Below are 16,918 nucleotides of genomic sequence, written 5' to 3' on the forward strand. Positions count from 1 at the left end.
CCTGCTGGCCCGCGGCGCCACGCCCGCCGCGCTGGAAACGTTCGCCGCCGACCGGCGCGCCGACCGCTCCACCGTCATCACCGTCACCGACACCATGGCGCGCATCTTCGCCCATCCCGGCAAGTCGCAGGCCGCGCTGGGCCTCGCCATCGGCGCCCTCGACGCCCTGTGGCCCGCCCGCTCCGCGCTGGCCGAACTGATGATGTTCGGCCGCCGCTGAGCAGGTTCGGTTTACCTTTTCTCCTTACTTCTGCGCGGGCTGGATCTCGTCCAGGTGGCGGTCCAGCACCGCCGCCGTGTCGACGATCAGGCCCGCGGCGCGGACGAAGAAGTCCTGGTTGATATGCTCAAAGGTGTCGGTGGCCTTGTGGTAGTCGGCATGGTCCTCGACACCGAAGTACAGGAAAGGCACGCCTGCCAAATGGAACGGCCCGTGGTCCGAACTCTGGGTCCAGTCCTCCACACCGTTCGCCTGGCCGACCGGCTTGTCGTGCCCGAACAGCACCTTGACCGCACTGCGGCTGGCCGCTTCGTCCACGTACTTCTTCAACGCCGGATAGTGATGGGTTCCGGAGACGTAGATCTCGTTGGCGTCGTTGTGCGAGACCATATCGAAGTTCAGGTCCAGCGCGATCTGCGCCTTGGGCACCGGCAGCGCCGAGACAAACTTCTTCGCGCCCTGCAGGCCCAGCTCCTCGCCGTCGAACAGCGCGAAGATCACCGAGTGCGCGGGTGGATGCGCCTTGAAGTACGCGGCGGCAGCCAGCACGGCGGCCACGCCGGAGGCATCGTCGTCGGCACCGAAGAAGGTCTTGCCGTCCCGGACGCCGAGGTGGTCGTAGTGGGCCGAGATCACCAGGTAGCGGTCCGGCGTTTTGGTACCGCGCAGGTAGCCGACCAGGTTGGCCGCGTTGGGGTAGTCCTGGCCCGCAGCCTGGCCTTTGCGGGCCCGCGCGGTAAAGGAAAACTTCTGCACGTAGCCGCCCTCAAAGGACTGCAGGCCCAGCGCCTGCATGCGCTGGGCGAGATAGGCCTGGGCCTTGGCGCTGCCCGGCGTGCCGGTGGCGCGGCCTTCGAATTCCGGCGACGCCAGGGTCTTCACATCGGCCAGCAGCTGCGCGCGGTCGACGGTGGGCGCAGCCGCCAGCGCGGCCACCTGGGCCGCCTGTGCCATCGGCAGGACGGTGGCGCCCGCGGCGCCCAGGGTCAAGGCCAGGATGGCCAACCATTTTTTCTTCAAGAGAGCTCCCTATATTGACAATTCAGGTTCGTGTCAGCCAGCGGCGTACAATGTCGCGGACATGATAAGCCAACTCCCTGCCAGCATCGTCGCCAGCCTGGTCGAAGAAGCGCTCGACGCCGTCGTCATCATCGATGAAGCGTGCATCATCCGCTATGTGAACCCGGCCATGCAGCACCTGTCCGGCTTTGCGCCCGGCGAAATCGTCGGCCAATCGCTCAACGGCCTCCTGCCCGAAGCGCTGGCCGCGCTGCACGACAGCCATGTGCGGCAGTACGCCGACGCCGGCGACCGGCAATCCAGCGTGCTGGGACGGGTGCGCGACTTCGCCATCCGCCACCGCACCGGCGAGATGATCCCGATCGCGCTCAAGGCGCTCGACCTGGGCGTGACGGACGGCGTGCGCTACTTCGGCGCCTTTGTCGAGGATCTGCGGCCGCGCAAGGCGCTGGAGGCCGCGCAGAACGCGCTGCTGGCGAAACTGGAAGAGCAGGCGCTGACCGACACCCTCACCCGCCTGCCCAACCGCCGCGCCTACAACCAGGAAGCCGAGCACACGATGGCGCGCGCGCGGCGCCAGGGCGGCGCGGTCACCATCGGCATCGCGGACATCGACCATTTCAAGCAGGTGAACGACACCTACGGCCACCCGACCGGCGACGTGGTGCTGTGCGAGCTGGCCTCCATCATCCGCGAGGCGGCGCGCGGCACCGACGTGGTGGCGCGCACCGGCGGCGAAGAATTCGGCCTGATCTTCCCGAATGCCGCGCCGGACAAGGCGCAGCTGGTCGCGGAGCGCATCCGCAAGGCGGTGGAAGCGGCCAGCATCCTCACGCCGGGCGGGCACTCGCTGAAGGTCACGCTGAGTATCGGCCTGGCCGAACTGCGGCCGGACCTGCACGTGGAGGACGCGCTGGCGATCGCGGATGCGGCCCTGTACGACGCCAAGAACGGCGGCCGCAACCAGGTCTGCATCCGCCTCGACGCGGACGTGATGCATTGATGAGCCGGGCTCATCAATAAAGCGGCCGATTAATCGACCGCCTTCACCATTTCTTCGATGATCTTCTTCGCGTCGCCGAACACCATCATCGTGTTCGGCTGATAGAACAGCTCATTGTCCAGCCCCGCGTAGCCGGACGCCATCGAGCGCTTGTTGACGATGATGGACTTGGCCTTGTAGGCCTCCAGGATCGGCATCCCTGCGATGGGCGACTTGGGATCCTTGGCGGCCGGGTTGACCACGTCGTTGGCGCCCAGGATCAGGGCCACGTCGGCCTGGCCAAATTCGCCGTTGATGTCTTCCATCTCGAACACCTGGTCGTAGGGCACCTCGGCCTCGGCCAGCAGCACGTTCATGTGACCGGGCATGCGGCCGGCCACCGGGTGGATCGCGTACTTCACGGTCACGCCCTTTTCGTGCAGCTTTTCGGTCAGCTCCTTGAGTGCATGCTGGGCGCGCGCCACCGCCAGGCCGTAGCCCGGCACGATGATGACCGATTCCGCATTCGCCATGATGAAGGCCGCGTCGTCCGCCGAGCCGCTCTTGACCGGGCGCTGCTCGGTGCTGCCGCCACCGCCCGCAGCCGCGGCCTCGCCCCCGAAGCCACCGAGGATCACGTTGAAGAACGAGCGGTTCATCGCTTTGCACATGATGTACGAGAGGATGGCGCCGGAGGAGCCGACCAGCGAGCCCGCGATGATCAGCATCGAGTTATTCAGCGAGAAGCCGATACCCGCCGCCGCCCAGCCGGAATAGGAGTTGAGCATCGAGACCACCACCGGCATGTCCGCCCCGCCGATGGGGATGATGATCAGGACCCCGAGCACGAAGGACAGCGCGGCCATGACGATGAACGGCGTCCACGCGGGGGCGATGCCGTCGTCGAAGCAGAACACCAGACCGAGGCCGATGATCACCAGCGCCACGATGAGGTTGAGGATGTGCTGCCCCGCGAACTGCACCGGCGCGCCCTGGAACAGGCGGAACTTGTATTTGCCGGACAGTTTGCCGAAGGCGATCACCGAGCCGGAGAAGGTCACCGCGCCGACGAAGGTGCCGATGAACAGCTCCAGCCGGTTCCCGAACGGCAGCGGGGTGTCGCGGGTGGCGATGTTGAAGGCCCACGGCTCGGACACCGCGGCCACGGCGATGCACACCGCCGCGAGACCGATCAGCGAGTGCATGGCCGCCACCAGCTCCGGCATCTTGGTCATCTCGACGCGCTTGGCCAGCGTGGCGCCGATGCCGCCGCCGACCACCACGCCCAGCGCCACCAGGCCGTAGCCCAGGGAGCCCGTCGCCATCTGCGCCTTCAGCTTCATGATCAGGGCGATGGTGGTGACCACCGCGATGGCCATGCCGGTCATGCCGAAGGCGTTGCCCTGGCGCGCGGTGGCGGGAGAGGACAGGCCTTTCAGCGCCTGGATGAAGCAGACCGACGCCACCAGATACAGCAGCGTCACGACGTTCATGCTGATGAAGTTCATGCGTGCTCCTTCTTGTCGGCGGCCTTGGCTTTCGGTTCCTTCTTCTTGAACATCTCCAGCATGCGCTGGGTGACGAGGAAGCCGCCGAACACGTTGACCGCGGCCAACGCCACGGCCACGGTGCCCGCGATCTGGCCGATCGGGCCTTCGGTGAGACCGGCCGCCAGCATGGCACCGACAATGATGATCGCGGAAACCGCGTTGGTGACCGCCATCAGAGGCGTGTGCAGCGCGGGCGTCACGGTCCAGACCACGTGGTAGCCAACGTAGATGGCCAGCACGAAGATGATCAGGTTGATGATGGTGTGGCTGATTTCCATGTCCGTCTCTCCGTTTACTTGCGCAGCACTTCGCCGCCGGCGCACACCAGGGTGGCCTTGATGATCTCGTCCTCGCGGTCGATCGCCAATTGGTCTTCCTTGTTGATGATCAGCTTCAGGAAGTCCAGCACGTTGCGCGCGTAGAGCGCGGAGGCATCGGCCGCCACCAGCGTGGCCAGGTTCGGCTCACCGATGATGTGGACGCCGTGCTTGATGACGGTGCGTCCAAGTTCGGACAGCGGGCAGTTCCCACCCTGCTCCACCGCCATGTCGACGATCACGGAGCCGGGCTTCATGGCCTTCACGGTGTCTTCCGAGATCAGCACGGGCGCCTTGCGGCCCGGGATCAGCGCGGTGGTGATGATGATGTCGGCCAGCTTGGCGCGTTCGTGCACGAGCTCCGCCTGACGGCGCATCCAGTCCGCCGGCATGGGGCGCGCGTAGCCGCCGACGCCCTGGGCGATCTCGCGCTCTTCGTCGGTCACGTATGGGACGTCGATGAACTTCGCGCCCAGCGACTCGACCTGCTCCTTGACGGGAGGCCGCACGTCGGACGCCTCGATCACCGCGCCGAGGCGCTTGGCGGTGGCGATGGCCTGCAGGCCCGCCACACCGACGCCCATGATCAGCACGCGCGCGGCCTTCACGGTGCCGGCGGCGGTCATCAGCATCGGCATGAAGCGCTGGTAGGTATTGGCGGCCACCATCACGGCCTTGTAGCCGGCGATGTTGGCCTGGGACGAAAGCACGTCCATCGACTGGGCGCGCGTGATGCGCGGGACGGCTTCCAGCGCGAAGGCCGAGAGGTCGGCGGTGGCCATGGCGCCGATGTTGTCCGCGTCAAAAGGATTGAGCATGCCGATGAGGACCGCGCCCTGCTTCATCAGCGCGCGTTCGTCCGGCGAGGGGGCGCGCACCTTGAGCACCACGTCCGCGCCCAGGGCATCGGCGGCGCTGACTATCTGCGCGCCGGCGGCCGCATAGGCCTCGTCCGTGATCGAGGCGCGCTCGCCGGCGCCGCTCTGCACCATGATCGCGTGCTTGGCCGCCAGCTTCTTCACCGTCTCGGGCGTGGCTGCCACCCGCGTTTCGCCCGGCCGCGTCTCGGCCGGAATTCCAATCCTCATGACGCCTCCGTAATCGAGCAAAGTGATGCAAAGTTGTCACGATCTTACACGCAAAACTCAGCCGTTGGCCGAGGCCGAGGCCGGAAAAGCATGCCCCGCCGAGCCCAAGCGGTTGCGAAAACGATTGCTTGGAGGTTGGCCTCAGGTTGACGATCCAGCAAGCTTGGCAACACAAAAACAAAACCGATGAGCAATCCGCGCGGCATGACGGTAGAATGTCCGGTCTTTCGAAAAAGGATGCCCATGTCCCACGTCTGGAAACCCTCTGTCACGGTCGCCGCAGTCATCGAGCGGGATGGCCGCTTCCTGCTGATCGAAGAAGAGACCAGCGACGGCATCCGCCTGAACCAGCCGGCCGGGCACCTGGATCCGTACGAGTCGCTGCAGGACGCGGTGGTGCGCGAGGTGCTGGAGGAGACGGCGCACGAATTTACGCCGACGGCGCTGGTGGGCATGTACATGTCGACCTACCACTCGGTGCGGCTAAAGCAGGACGTGACCTATCTGCGCTTTGCCTTCTGCGGCCGTGCGGGCGCCGAGCTTGACCGGCCGCTGGACCACGGCATCCTGCGCACCATGTGGCTGACGCGCGAGGAGATCGCGGCCTGCCAGGAACGGCACCGCAGCCCGCTGCTGCTTCAGTGTATCGACGACTACCTGCGCGGCCAGCGCGCCCCGCTGCACCTGGTGCACACCCACGCCTCGGTCTACACCTCGCAGACCCCGGCCTGAGTTTTTTTGGGATTGAGAGCATGAGCAAGAAAAAAGTCGTCATCGGGATGTCCGGCGGCGTGGACTCGTCGGTGTCGGCCTGGCTGCTGAAGGAACAGGGCTACGAGGTCGTGGGCCTGTTCATGAAGAACTGGGAGGATGACGACGACTCCGAATACTGCTCCACGCGCCAGGACTGGATCGACGCGGCCAGCGTGGCCGATGTCGTCGGCGTGGACATCGAGGCCGTCAACTTCGCGGCCGAGTACAAGGACCGCGTGTTCGCCGAATTCCTGCGCGAGTACCAGGCGGGCCGCACGCCCAATCCCGATGTGCTGTGCAATGCGGAGATCAAGTTCAAGGCCTTCCTGGACCATGCGATGAAGCTGGGCGCGGACCTGATCGCGACCGGGCACTATGCGCGGGTGCGGCAGAACGGCGCGCGCTTCGAGTTATTGAAAGCGCTGGACCACACCAAGGACCAGAGCTACTTCCTGCATCGCCTGAACCAGGCGCAGTTGTCGCGCACCCTGTTCCCGCTGGGGGAGATTCCCAAGACCGAAGTGCGCAAGATCGCCGAGAAGCTGCAGCTGCCGAATGCGGCGAAGAAGGATTCGACGGGCATCTGCTTCATCGGCGAGCGGCCGTTCCGCGAATTTTTGAACCGCTACCTGTCGTACAAACCGGGGCCGATGAAGACCGATGACGGCAAGGTGGTGGGCGAGCATGTGGGGCTGTCGTTCTACACGCTGGGGCAGCGCAAGGGCATTGGCGTGGGCGGCCTGAAGGCGTATAAAAATGCCGATGGTTCCAACGACGCGTGGTACGTGGCGCGCAAGGACGTGGCCGAGAACACGCTGTGGATCGTGCAGGGGCACGACCACCCGTGGCTGCTGTCGCCGCATCTGACGGCGGACCAGGCCAGCTGGATCGCCGGCGAGCCGCCCGCCGCGGGGGCGCTGTCCGCCAAGACCCGCTACCGCCAGGCCGACGTCCCGTGCGTGCTCGCGCCGACCGGCCCTGATACCTTCGCCCTGGACTTCCCCGAGTCCCAATGGGCCGTCACCCCCGGCCAGTCCGCCGTGTTATACGACGGCGACGTGTGTCTCGGCGGCGGCATCATCGCCACCGCCCGCTGATCCCCTCCACCAGCAAAAAGGCCCGGCATCGCCCGGGCCTTTCTCTTACTGCTCACTCCGCCTAACCCCAGGGGACGTACCCCTCTCCCAGAGCGGGGTACGTCCCCAAATTCCTGAAATTGCCGGGATTATCACGAATTCGCCAACGTCCTGATTATTCGTTGGTTTTGAATATCTCGGCTCCATCAAAAAATTTGAAGTTCAGCGCTTTCCTACAGGCTTAAGCCGGGGTACGTCCCCGGTGTGGGAGCGGGGTACGTCCCCGCGAACGGGAGAATGAATTATCTCTTTACGTGCTGCGCCATCCAGTGTTCGATGTCGTCGGCGGTCTTGGGGAGGCCGTCGGTGAGGTAGCGGGCGCCGTCTTTCGTGATCAGGATTTCGTCTTCGATGCGGATGCCGATATTCTTACCGGGGATGTAGACGCCCGGTTCCAGCGTCAGCACCATGCCCGGTTCGAGCTTGTCGTGGTAGGCGCCGGCGTCGTGCACGTCCAGGCCGACGAAGTGACCCAGGCCGTGGATGAAGTAGTCGCCATAACCGGCATCGTCGATCACCTTGCGCGCGGCGGCGTCCAAGTCCTCGTAATAGGCGCCCGGCTTGGCCAGCGCGAAGGCGGCGGCTTGCGCCTTCAACACCACGTCGTACACCTTGCGCTGCTCGGGCGTGAACTTGCCGCTCACGGGCAGCGTGCGCGTGATGTCGGTCGCGTAGTGCGCGTACTCGGTGCCCATGTCCATCAGCAGCAGCTCGCCCGCCTGCATCACGCGCTCGCTGCGCGGATAGTGCAGGATGGTCGAATTGGGACCAGAACCGACAATGGTCTCGTACGCGGGGCGGCGCGAATCGGCCGTGCGCCACACGCGCTCCGCCTCGGCGCGCACCGCGCCTTCGGTCGCCCCCGGACGGACCAGCGACCACGCCGCGCGATGCCCCTCTTCGGTGATGCGGATCGACTTCTGCATGATCGCCAGCTCGGCCTCGTCATGCTTCGAGCGCATCTTCCCAAGCGTGTAGCCCAGCGTCTTCACCGACACGCCTGGCACCTTGGACTGCACCTTCGAATACAGCTCCAGGTCCTTGGGGCGCGCTTCGCCACCGCTCGGCCGCATCACCTGCCACAGGATCGGCGAGCGCGATGCGAGGTCCACCAGCGCGCCGCCCGGTGTGCCGCGGTAGATCTTCTGGAACCCATAGCGCGCACGCAGCTCGGCACCTAGCGGCAGGCGCTCGCCGATCCAGCGCTCGGCCTCAGGGTCGCGGCTCGGCAGGTACAGGAATTCCTTGTAGGTGCGCTCCTTCGGCGCCAGCACCAGCACCGCGCCCTTCTCCTCCACGCCCGTCAGGTAGTAGAAGTCGGACGACTGGCGGAAGCCCGTGAAGTCCTCGCTGCCCTCGGCAAAAATGACGGCCACGCCTTCGTTGCCCATCGCCTTCATCAGCGCTTCGCGGCGCGCGGCGAACACGGAGGCCGGCAGGTTCTGGCCCGGCTCCGAGAGCTTGGGCACCGCCGGATCGGCAGCGAAGGAAGTGGCGGGCAGCGCCAGCGACAAAGCCGCTGCGGCCGCGAGGGTCAAAACGCGAATCATGGGTTCTCCTTGTGGGTCTGGTTTTTTTTGATCACCGCGATAACGGTGTTGCGGATGGTCTTGAGGACCGCGTCCGCCTTGAACGGCTTGACGATGAAGCCGTGCACGCCACGCGCCAGCGATTGCTGGATCACATCGGCATTGAGCGCGCCGGAGACGAGGAAGATCAGCGTCTTCGGCGCCTGCTCGCGCAGCTGTTCGACGATGCGGTTGCCGTCTTCCACCTGCTCCAGCGCCACGCACACGAAGTGCGGCGCATGCTTGACGACCAGCGCCAGCCCGAGGGGACTGGTATGAGTCATGGCGGCCACGTTATAGCCGCCCTCCGTGAGCACCGTATTGAGCAGGCCGCGCGCGACGGCATTGGAATCGATAATGACGGCCTTCAGCATGAACTCTCAGAACTCCTCATAGGCCGGCGCCGGGCTCTCATAGGCCAGCATCTTCCACGTCACGCCCAGCCGCACATCCAGCTTGAGCGCAACCAGTTGGCGCGACATGGCGAGGATCTCGCGCCCCGCGCGCAGGCGTTCGCCGATCGGCGTCTTGAGGATGCCCGCACCGGCCATCACCGCATCCAGGTTGCCATAGGCGTTGAGCAGCTTGGCCGCGGTCTTCATGCCGACCTTGTCGACCCCGGGCACGCCGTCGGTGGCATCGCCCATCAGCGCCAGCAAATCGTGTAGCAGCTCGGGCGCCACGCCGTAGCGCTGGCGCACCCACGCATCGTCGTGCCACTCGCCCTTGAAGTGGTCCCACACCAGGGCACCATGCGCGATCAGCGGATGCAGGTCCTTGTCGGTGGTGGCGACGATGGCGTCGCCGCGGCCTTCGTTCAGCCAGCGCATCACGCAGGTGCCGATCACGTCGTCCGCTTCCACCTCGGGGATCATGCAGACGTGCAGGCCCGCGCCGCGCAAGCGGTCGTGGAAGGCGGGCAGCGCGGCGCGCAGATACGACGGCATGGGGTCGCGCCCCTCGCGGTAGCGCGGGTACAAAGCATGGCGCCAGGTGCTGCCGCCATGGTCGAAGGCGGCCAGTACGTGGGTTGGCTCATGCGCGCCGACCAGGTTGCGGAAGGACGAAAACGCATGCCGCAGTGCGATCGCGGCCTTTTCATCGGAGTCCGGCTCCGGGCTCGCCTCGTACACCCGGCGGACGATGTTGAGGCCATCGATGGCCAGCAGCTTGGCCATGTAACTCAGACGCTCGCGTACGAATAGGCGCCGCCGCGTTCGAGGGCGCGCTGGTAGGCTGGGCGAGCGTGGATGCGGTCCAGGAAGGCCTGCAGCTTGGGATACTTGTCTCTCAGGCCCGCTCGCGCGGATGCCGCCTCCAGCGGAAAACTCATCTGGATGTCGGCGGCCGAGAAGGTCGGCCCGGCGAACCATTCAGACTTGCCCAGCTCCGCCTCCATGTAGTCCAGCTGCGCGGCCAGCGTCGGCGCCAGGAACGACTCCTTGACCTTGCGCGCGATGGAGCGGGCGATCGGCTTGGCGAAGAAGGGCATCGGCGCCGTCTCCACGCGGTTGAACACCAGCGTCATGACCAGCGGCGGCATGGCCGAGCCTTCGGCGAAATGCAGCCAGTAGGTGTAGCGCAGTTTTTCGTCGGTCCCTGGCGGCGGCACCAGGCGCCCGTGCCCGTAGCGCTCGACGAGGTATTCGACGATGGCGCCCGATTCCGCGATCACGCGGTCATCATCCGTAATGACAGGCGATTTGCCGAGCGGGTGGATGCGCCGCAGTTCGGCCGGGGCCAGCAAAGTCTTGGGGTCGCGCTGGTAGCGGCGAATCTCGTAGCGCACGCCCAGTTCTTCCAGCAGCCAGAGGATGCGCTGCGAACGGGAGTCGTTCAGGTGATGGACAACGATCATGATCTGCATAGCTTAGCATTTCTGTGCGCGCGGCTGCATGCAAGCTGCATATATGCATATACATACATCTGCTCCCCAACACCGCAGCGCAGCACGGGCTCCCGTTGCAGCTCGCCGGACGCGCGAGTACCATGCAGCGCACCCTACCCTCGCACCTGGAGACTCCCGCATGCGCCTTCGCACCAGCCTCACCGTCCTGTCCCTCCTCGTCGCCGGCACCGTCCACGCGCAAACCGCGCCGATGACGCCTGATATCCCGGCCAAGTTCACCGCGCCCGCCGATCCGGATGCGGACTACATCAAGCGAGTGGAGATGATCCCGATGCGCGATGGCGTCAAGCTGTACACCGTGATCGTCATTCCGAAGGGCGTGACCAACGCGCCCATCATGCTGACCCGTACCCCCTACAACGCGGCCAAGCGCGCGGAGCGCAACAAGAGCCCGCACATCAATGCGATGCTGGGAGAAGGCGACGATGCCTTCATCCAGGATGGCTACATCCGCGTGTTCCAGGACGTGCGCGGCAAATACGGCTCCGAAGGCGACTACGTGATGACGCGCCCCCTGCGCGGCCCGCTCAACAACACCAAGGTGGACCACGCGACCGACGCCTATGACACCATCGAGTGGCTGGTCAAGCACGTCAAGGAGAGCAATGGCCGCGTGGGCATGGTCGGCTCCTCGTACGAGGGCTTCACGGTGCTGATGGCGCTGGCCGACCCGCACCCGGCCCTCAAGGCCGCGGTGCCGATGAGTCCCATGGTCGACGGCTGGCGCGGCGACGACTGGTTCCACAACGGCGCCTTCCGCACCTCCAACTTCGGCTACATCATGGGCCAGAACGCGGCGCGCGGCTCGGGCAGCAGCATCGACACCGGCGTGTACGATGACTACGTTGGCTACCTGCGCCCGGGTTCGTCCGCGGACTTCGCGAAGAAGTACGGCACGGACCAGCTGCCATTCGCCAGGAAGATCATGGAGCACCCGGCCTACGACTCCTACTGGCAGGAGCAGGCGCTGGACAAGATCCTCGGCGCGCGTCCGCTCAAGGTCCCGACCATGTACGTGGTGGGCCGCTGGGACCAGGAAGACATCTACGGCGCCTACGCGACCTACGCGGCCACGGAGCCGAAAGACGCGCAGAACGACAAGAACTTCCTGGTGGTAGGCCCGTGGCGCCACAGTGGCGTGAACTACAACGGCTCGACTCTCGGCCCGCTGCACTTCACGGGTGACACGGCGGCCGAGTTCCGCCGCGACTACATGGTCCCCTTCTTCAACCAGTACCTGAAGGAGGGTGCGCCGAAAGCGAATACGCCGCCGGTGCTGTCGTACGAGACGGGCACCAACACATGGCGCCAGCTGAATCAGTGGCCGCTGGTGCCGGCCGCGCAGCCGATCTACCTTGAGGCGGGCGGCAAGCTGGCCTTCGACAAGCCGGCGGCGAAGGATTCGTTCGACGAATACATCTCCGACCCGAACAAGCCGGTGCCGTTCGTGCCGCGCCCGATCCGCGCGAGCGACCGCAATGTCTGGGGCCCGTGGCTGGCGCTGGACCAGCGCTCGTTCTCGGACCGCACGGACGTGGTGAGCTACGTGACCGAGCCGCTCAAGGCGCCGGTCCACATCGCGGGCCAGCCGATGGTGAACCTGTTCGCGTCCACCAGCGGCACGGATGCGGACTGGGTGGTCAAGCTGATCGACGTGTATCCGGACGAGATGCCGAACCAGCCGGAGATGGGCGGCTACCAGCTGGGCATCGCGATGGACATCCTGCGCGGCCGTTACCGCAACTCGCTGGAGCATCCGAGCGCGATCCCGGCCAACAAGGTCGAGAAGTACCGCTTTGCGCTGCCGAATGCGGACCACGTCTTCCTGCCGGGCCACCGCATCATGGTGCAGGTGCAGTCGTCGTGGTTCCCGGTGTACGACCGCAATCCGCAGACCTATGTGCCCAACATTTTCTACGCCAAGCCGGCGGACTATGTGAAGGCGACCCAGCGCATCTACCATGCGCCGGGTGCGGAAAGCGCGATCGAACTGCCGGTCGTGAAGTAAGACTGGCCGCGCTGGAGGCGGAGGCTCAGCCCTTCGCCTTCAGCAGCTCCTCATTCACCTTCTTGATGCGGGCCGACGCGGGCCGTGTCACGATGCGTTCGATATAAGCCTTGATGGAAGGCGTGGCTTCCACGAGGCCGAACATGGTCACCCATGCGAGCGCCACACCCCACAAAATATCCGCCGCCGAGATGCGCTCGCCCAGCAGGTAAGGGCCCTTCTCGATCTGCGCGGTGAAGGTGGCAATCACCGTGTCGTAGTCGCCGTAGGGGTTCATCGATGGCTTGCCGGGGTCACGCTTGACGGCGCGGTCGATCAGCGCGGGCTCGAACGACGATCCGTAGAAGGCCAGCCAACGCAGGTAGGGTCCGCGCTGCGGGTCGCCGATCGGCGGCGCAAGGTTCGCTTCCGGGTACAGGTCGGCCAGGTAGGCAAACACCGCGGGCTGCTCGGTCACCACGGCGCCGTTGTGCACGATGGTCGGGATCTTGCCCATCGGGTTCAGGGCCAGGAACGCGGGCGACTTCTGCTCGTTCTTCTGCAGGTCCAGTTCCTTCAATTCGTAGTCCGCGCCCAGTTCTTCCAGCAGGGTCTGGGCGCCGACGGCGCGCGACTGCGGGTTGTGGTACAGGATGATGTGCCGATCGCTCATGGTGTTCTCCTTTTCGCCCAAAAACATCACGGTAATCCGCGTCGCTGTCCGCGTCTTGGAAAAACGCGCGGTCAGGATGAGAGTGCGTAGGCGTCCAGGCTCGCGCGGCGGGCCAGGTGGCGGTACGTGAAGGTGAAGCCGGGCCAGTTGACGGTGTTGCGGCCTCCGTCGTCCAGGTACCAGCTTCGGCAGCCTTGCCAGACGCTGTGGCCGAGGCCCGTTTGCACGCTGGCCTGGAACTGCGCGCTCGGTCCGGGGCGCACTTCGATGCTGCGGGCCTGTTTTTCCTTCAGCGCGCGCCAGCAGCGCAGCACGTGGGCGATCTGGCTCTCCAGCATATAAATGATGGAATTGTGACCGAGGTTGGTGTTCGGGCCGTAGAGCATGAAAAAGTTGGGGAAGCCAGGCACCGAGATGCCGAGGTAGGCGTGGGCGCCGTCCTGCCAGGCCGTATTCAGGTCCACGCCACCGCGGCCGGTGACGCGCATCGGGGCAAGGAACTTTGTCGCGGCGAAGCCGGTGCCGTAGACGATGGTGTCGGCCGCGTGGTGCTGGCCGTCTGTCGTCTCGATGCCGTCGGGCGTGATGCGGCGGATCGTCTCCGTGACCAGCGTGACGTTGGGCCGCGCCAGCGCGGCGAGATAGTCACTGGAGAGCAGGATGCGCTTGCAGCCGATGGGGTAATCGGGTGTGAGGCGGGCGCGCAGGGCCGGATCGGGCACCTGGCGGGCCAGCATGCGCTTGAACGGCAGGCCGACAGCCAGCTTCATCGCGCTCTTGACGCGGGTGAAGCCGAGGGCGCGGGATTCGTATTGCACGTAGATCGCGGCGCGGTACAGCCGGGCCGCGCCGGGGACGTGGCGGAACACGGCGCGTTCGAAGCGCGAGTAGGCACGGTCCGGGCGCGGGATCATCCAGGCAGGCGTGCGCTGAAAGACGGTCAGGTGCGCGGCCTTCGCTGCCAGCGGAGGTACGAACTGCGCGGCGGAGGCGCCGGTGCCGATGACGGCGACGCGCTGTCCTGCCAGGTCGTGCGTGTGATCCCAGGCGGCGGAGTGGAAGGAGTGGCCGCGAAAGGTTTCGCTGCCTTGAATCTCGGGCAGCGCCGGGCGGCTCAACTGGCCGGTGGCCGTGATGAGCATGCGCGCGCTGAGTGTGGTGCCGTCGGCGAGCGTGGCCGCCCATAGCTGCAACGCGTCGTCATACCGTGCGGCGGTGACGCCGGCGCCGAAGCGGATGTGCGGGAGCACGCCGTACTTGCGGGCGCAGTGCTGGAGGTAGGCGTGGATTTCGGGCTGGGTCGCGAACACGCGGGTCCAGCCAGCGTACGGTTCGAACGAGAACGAGTACAGGTGGGACGGGATGTCGCAGGCCGCGCCGGGGTAGGTATTGTCGCGCCAGACGCCGCCCAGGTCCTGCGCCTGCTCCAGGATCTGGAAGGCCTCGACGTCCGCGCGCCGCAGCGCGATGCCCATGCCGATGCCTCCGAAGCCTGCGCCGATGATGAGGGCGTCCAGCGGAGCAGTGGTGGGGGTGGACATCGGGTCTCCTTTGCACGGGACATGTGAGGGTCCTATATTATTCCGGCCAGCCCACTTTGAAACCGAAAATCTTCCACCACCGATGACCACCGCCGCCACGCCTCCCGCTGGAAAGCCCGTGACTGACCGCGCCAAGGGTGTGGTCGACCCGGCCGCTGCCGCACGTGCGTTCCGGCTCGAGCGGTATCTTCCCGCGCCGCCTTTCCACACGCTGCTTGACCATTACTGGCTGGTGGAGTGGGACTTGCGCGGCCAGCCGCCGTTCGTGCAGCGCACCCTGCCCTATCCCTGCGTGCACTTGGTGTTCGACCGCGAGCAGACCGGCATCTGGGGCGTGCCGACGCGCTATTTCGAGAAGACGCTGACGGGGCAGAACCGCGTGCTCGGGCTGCGCTTTCGTCCCGGCGCATTCCGCGCGCTGCTGGGGCGGCCCTTGAAGACGATCCAGGATGTGGTGCTGCCGCTGGAGGATGTCTTCGGCGCCGACGCGGCGGCGCATGCTGCAAAAGTACTGGCCGCGCCCGACGATGCGCGCATGGTGGCGGTGGCGAACGAGCTGCTGGCCCGCGTGCTGCCCGCGCAGCCGGACCCGCAGGTCGAGCGCATCGCGGCCATCCTTGCGCTGGCGCAGGACGATCCGCAGCTCACGCGCGCGGAGCAGCTGGCCGAGCGCGCGGGCCTGGCGCTGCGCACCTTGCAGGAGCTGTTCGGCGAGTACGTGGGCGTGAGCCCCAAGTGGGTGCTGTGCCGTTACCGCCTGCACGAAGCGGCAGACCGGCTGGCTGCGAATGCGGAGGTGGACCTGGCGGCACTGGCGCAGGCACTCGGCTATTACGACCAGGCCCACTTCACCACCGACTTCCAGAGCCTGGTTGGCAAGACGCCCGCCGAGTACCGCAAGGCCAACGCCGCCGCCCCGCAGTCCGGTGCCGTCGGCTGAAATTGATCTGGATTCTTGAAGCGCGGCGCGCGAGCGCATAGGATGGCACACTGGTCCTCCGCTTCATCGCTTCATCTTCAGGCTGCACTCATCATGGCTTTCCATAACCTCGACCGCGACGGCGTCACCGCGCTGGTCTATACCTTCTACAACAAGGTCCGCAACGATCCCGAGCTCGGCCCCGTTTTCCTCGGCAAACTGGGTGAAGACTGGGAGCCGCACCTGCAGCGCATGGTGCGGTTCTGGTCCACCGTCGCGCTGGGGACGCGCGAATTCGACGGCAACGTGTTCGGCACCCACATGGCGATTTCCGGCGTGGAGCCCGAGCACTTCAAGCGCTGGCTCGCGATGTTCGAGGAGACCGCGCGCGAGCTGTTCGCACCGGAACAGGCCGAGGAATTCCTGACCCCGGCCCGCCGCATCGCCGGCAGCCTGCAGTACGGCTACTTCGGCAAGATCGAATACATGTGACAGCGGCGGCCCCGCCTCACTGCGCGGCGGCCTTGATCAGCTGCTCGTTGCGCTGGCGGACCCGCTGCCAGGCCGGCCGGGCAGCCAAGCCTTCGACATAGCGGGTGAACACGGGCTGCGGCTCTGACCGAGGCCCTGGGCATCGACAGCCCGCTGAGCCGCAGCATGGGCGCGGTCACCGGCATCCTGTTCATCGGCATCGGCAACGTGATGGGCAAGCTGCGCTGGAATTACACGGTGGGCGTGCGCACCCCCTGGACGATCGCCAATGAGCGCGTGTGGGACAAGACGCACCGCTTCACCGGCCGCCTGTGGGTGGCGGCGGGGCTGCTGATGCTGGCCGCTCCGTGGGTCCCCATGCTCGGTAGCCATCAGCCCGCGATGATCATCGCCGCCGCGGCCATCTGCGTGATCGTGCCGGTGGTGCGGTCCTACCTGCTGTGGCGGGTGGAAGCGCGCCCGGCGGCCTGACCCCGCCTCCCAGCATCTCAATCAACCACGAGCGCTTCGAGCGTGAAGGAGACCTCATGAGTCCTCAGAAGCGGCTGCTGGCCGCCAGTTTTGTCACGGGCGTACCGGGCATCGCCGTCGTCATGCTGCTCGTGCTGCCGCTGATGCTGGCCGGGAAACCCCTCCAGCTGCCCTTGTGGGCCGTGCAGGTCGTCAGCACGCTGCAAAGCTGCGTGATGCTGGCGGTCGCGGTATGGGCCGGCACCAGACTGTCCGCCCGCGTTGGGCTGCGGGCGCCGGCGCTGTCCGCCTG

16 protein-coding genes and 3 pseudogenes are annotated in these 16,918 nt (G+C 66.1%); 9 read left to right on the forward strand and 10 right to left on the reverse strand.

Features of this window, described 5'->3' with window-relative positions:
- A pseudogene (locus E4L96_RS23600) lies at positions 1-220 on the forward strand (2-octaprenyl-6-methoxyphenyl hydroxylase); the annotation flags it as partial.
- Between the two features lie 24 nt (positions 221-244).
- Here E4L96_RS23600 and E4L96_RS08045 read toward each other — a convergent pair.
- Positions 245-1,240 (reverse strand): M20/M25/M40 family metallo-hydrolase, encoded by a 996-nt coding sequence (locus tag E4L96_RS08045; protein ID WP_135206698.1) that lies wholly within the window; start codon positions 1,238-1,240, stop codon positions 245-247.
- Positions 1,241-1,301: 61 nt separating this feature from the next.
- Here E4L96_RS08045 and E4L96_RS08050 point away from each other — a divergent pair, with 61 nt between their 5' ends.
- Complete coding sequence (locus E4L96_RS08050) at positions 1,302-2,243, forward strand: GGDEF domain-containing protein (RefSeq protein ID WP_167758634.1); 942 nt, start codon at positions 1,302-1,304, stop codon at positions 2,241-2,243.
- Between the two features lie 29 nt (positions 2,244-2,272).
- Here E4L96_RS08050 and E4L96_RS08055 read toward each other — a convergent pair whose 3' ends face one another.
- Genes E4L96_RS08055 through E4L96_RS08065 form a run of 3 tightly spaced genes read right to left on the reverse strand, consistent with a single transcriptional unit; the run spans position 2,273 to position 5,177 of the window.
- Entirely contained in the window at positions 2,273-3,730 is a 1,458-nt protein-coding gene (locus tag E4L96_RS08055) for an NAD(P)(+) transhydrogenase (Re/Si-specific) subunit beta (protein ID WP_135206700.1), read from the reverse strand.
- Positions 3,727-4,050: a proton-translocating transhydrogenase family protein gene (locus E4L96_RS08060; protein ID WP_135206701.1), complete on the reverse strand. Its 324-nt coding sequence runs from the start codon at positions 4,048-4,050 to the stop codon at positions 3,727-3,729. The genes E4L96_RS08055 and E4L96_RS08060 overlap by 4 nt, the downstream gene beginning before the upstream one ends.
- 14 nt (positions 4,051-4,064) lie before the next feature.
- On the reverse strand, positions 4,065-5,177 hold the full coding sequence (locus E4L96_RS08065; RefSeq protein WP_135206702.1) for a Re/Si-specific NAD(P)(+) transhydrogenase subunit alpha: 1,113 nt from the start codon (positions 5,175-5,177) through the stop codon (positions 4,065-4,067).
- A 243-nt stretch (positions 5,178-5,420) separates the two neighbouring features.
- Between E4L96_RS08065 and E4L96_RS08070 the strand changes: the two genes are divergently transcribed.
- Positions 5,421-5,909, forward strand: a complete 489-nt coding sequence (locus E4L96_RS08070) for an NUDIX hydrolase (protein ID WP_135206703.1) — start codon at positions 5,421-5,423, stop codon at positions 5,907-5,909.
- Between the two features lie 20 nt (positions 5,910-5,929).
- Entirely contained in the window at positions 5,930-7,027 is a 1,098-nt protein-coding gene (mnmA, locus tag E4L96_RS08075; protein WP_135206704.1) for a tRNA 2-thiouridine(34) synthase MnmA, read from the forward strand.
- Between the two features lie 281 nt (positions 7,028-7,308).
- Here the strand turns inward: mnmA and E4L96_RS08080 are convergent, their stop codons facing one another.
- Genes E4L96_RS08080 through E4L96_RS08095 form a run of 4 tightly spaced genes read right to left on the reverse strand, consistent with a single transcriptional unit; the run spans position 7,309 to position 10,492 of the window.
- Positions 7,309-8,616 carry a M24 family metallopeptidase gene (locus tag E4L96_RS08080; protein WP_135206705.1) on the reverse strand — a complete coding sequence of 436 codons (1,308 nt, stop codon included), beginning with the start codon at positions 8,614-8,616 and terminating at the stop codon, positions 7,309-7,311.
- Positions 8,613-9,008, reverse strand: coding sequence for a response regulator (locus tag E4L96_RS08085; protein WP_135206706.1), 396 nt, complete (start codon positions 9,006-9,008; stop codon positions 8,613-8,615). Before E4L96_RS08085 ends, E4L96_RS08080 begins: the two co-directional genes overlap by 4 nt.
- Before the next feature lie 6 nt (positions 9,009-9,014).
- Positions 9,015-9,812: a 5'-3' exonuclease gene (locus E4L96_RS08090; protein WP_135206707.1), complete on the reverse strand. Its 798-nt coding sequence runs from the start codon at positions 9,810-9,812 to the stop codon at positions 9,015-9,017.
- Between the two features lie 5 nt (positions 9,813-9,817).
- Positions 9,818-10,492, reverse strand: a complete 675-nt coding sequence (locus E4L96_RS08095; RefSeq protein WP_135206708.1) for a glutathione S-transferase — start codon at positions 10,490-10,492, stop codon at positions 9,818-9,820.
- Positions 10,493-10,661: 169 nt separating this feature from the next.
- Between E4L96_RS08095 and E4L96_RS08100 the strand changes: the two genes are divergently transcribed.
- Complete coding sequence (locus E4L96_RS08100) at positions 10,662-12,551, forward strand: CocE/NonD family hydrolase (RefSeq protein WP_135206709.1); 1,890 nt, start codon at positions 10,662-10,664, stop codon at positions 12,549-12,551.
- Positions 12,552-12,576: 25 nt separating this feature from the next.
- On the opposite strand, the gene E4L96_RS08105 is transcribed toward E4L96_RS08100, so the two are convergent.
- Both E4L96_RS08105 and E4L96_RS08110 read right to left on the reverse strand, forming a co-directional pair.
- Positions 12,577-13,203 (reverse strand): glutathione S-transferase family protein, encoded by a 627-nt coding sequence (locus E4L96_RS08105; protein ID WP_135206710.1) that lies wholly within the window; start codon positions 13,201-13,203, stop codon positions 12,577-12,579.
- 77 nt (positions 13,204-13,280) lie between these two features.
- A pseudogene (locus E4L96_RS08110) lies at positions 13,281-14,744 on the reverse strand (flavin-containing monooxygenase); the annotation flags it as partial.
- A gap of 118 nt (positions 14,745-14,862) precedes the next feature.
- Here E4L96_RS08110 and E4L96_RS08115 point away from each other — a divergent pair.
- The 4 genes and pseudogenes from E4L96_RS08115 to E4L96_RS08130 all read left to right on the forward strand — a co-directional run.
- On the forward strand, positions 14,863-15,684 hold the full coding sequence (locus E4L96_RS08115) for a helix-turn-helix domain-containing protein (protein ID WP_307721632.1): 822 nt from the start codon (positions 14,863-14,865) through the stop codon (positions 15,682-15,684).
- Positions 15,685-15,777: 93 nt separating this feature from the next.
- Positions 15,778-16,155 carry a group III truncated hemoglobin gene (locus E4L96_RS08120; protein ID WP_135206713.1) on the forward strand — a complete coding sequence of 126 codons (378 nt, stop codon included), beginning with the start codon at positions 15,778-15,780 and terminating at the stop codon, positions 16,153-16,155.
- Between the two features lie 165 nt (positions 16,156-16,320).
- A complete protein-coding gene (locus tag E4L96_RS08125; protein WP_135206714.1) occupies positions 16,321-16,626 on the forward strand; it encodes an SdpI family protein in 306 nt (101 codons plus the stop codon).
- A 56-nt stretch (positions 16,627-16,682) separates the two neighbouring features.
- Positions 16,683-16,918: pseudogene (locus tag E4L96_RS08130) on the forward strand (hypothetical protein); the annotation flags it as partial.

This window comes from Zemynaea arenosa, assembly GCF_004614185.1.
Lineage (GTDB): Bacteria > Pseudomonadota > Gammaproteobacteria > Burkholderiales > Burkholderiaceae_D > Telluria > Telluria arenosa.

What these genes read in the sequence shown, in the direction of transcription:
- E4L96_RS08050 (WP_167758634.1), top strand. Translation starts at nt 1,302, where the DNA reads ATGATAAGCCAACTCCCTGCCAGCATCGTCGCCAGCCTGGTCGAAGAA.
- E4L96_RS08055 (WP_135206700.1), bottom strand. Translation starts at nt 3,730, where the DNA reads ATGAACTTCATCAGCATGAACGTCGTGACGCTGCTGTATCTGGTGGCG.
- E4L96_RS08060 (WP_135206701.1), bottom strand. Translation starts at nt 4,050, where the DNA reads ATGGAAATCAGCCACACCATCATCAACCTGATCATCTTCGTGCTGGCC.
- E4L96_RS08065 (WP_135206702.1), bottom strand. Translation starts at nt 5,177, where the DNA reads ATGAGGATTGGAATTCCGGCCGAGACGCGGCCGGGCGAAACGCGGGTG.
- E4L96_RS08070 (WP_135206703.1), top strand. Translation starts at nt 5,421, where the DNA reads ATGTCCCACGTCTGGAAACCCTCTGTCACGGTCGCCGCAGTCATCGAG.
- mnmA (WP_135206704.1), top strand. Translation starts at nt 5,930, where the DNA reads ATGAGCAAGAAAAAAGTCGTCATCGGGATGTCCGGCGGCGTGGACTCG.
- E4L96_RS08080 (WP_135206705.1), bottom strand. Translation starts at nt 8,616, where the DNA reads ATGATTCGCGTTTTGACCCTCGCGGCCGCAGCGGCTTTGTCGCTGGCG.
- E4L96_RS08085 (WP_135206706.1), bottom strand. Translation starts at nt 9,008, where the DNA reads ATGCTGAAGGCCGTCATTATCGATTCCAATGCCGTCGCGCGCGGCCTG.
- E4L96_RS08090 (WP_135206707.1), bottom strand. Translation starts at nt 9,812, where the DNA reads ATGGCCAAGCTGCTGGCCATCGATGGCCTCAACATCGTCCGCCGGGTG.
- E4L96_RS08095 (WP_135206708.1), bottom strand. Translation starts at nt 10,492, where the DNA reads ATGATCGTTGTCCATCACCTGAACGACTCCCGTTCGCAGCGCATCCTC.
- E4L96_RS08100 (WP_135206709.1), top strand. Translation starts at nt 10,662, where the DNA reads ATGCGCCTTCGCACCAGCCTCACCGTCCTGTCCCTCCTCGTCGCCGGC.
- E4L96_RS08105 (WP_135206710.1), bottom strand. Translation starts at nt 13,203, where the DNA reads ATGAGCGATCGGCACATCATCCTGTACCACAACCCGCAGTCGCGCGCC.
- E4L96_RS08120 (WP_135206713.1), top strand. Translation starts at nt 15,778, where the DNA reads ATGGCTTTCCATAACCTCGACCGCGACGGCGTCACCGCGCTGGTCTAT.
- E4L96_RS08125 (WP_135206714.1), top strand. Translation starts at nt 16,321, where the DNA reads ATGGGCGCGGTCACCGGCATCCTGTTCATCGGCATCGGCAACGTGATG.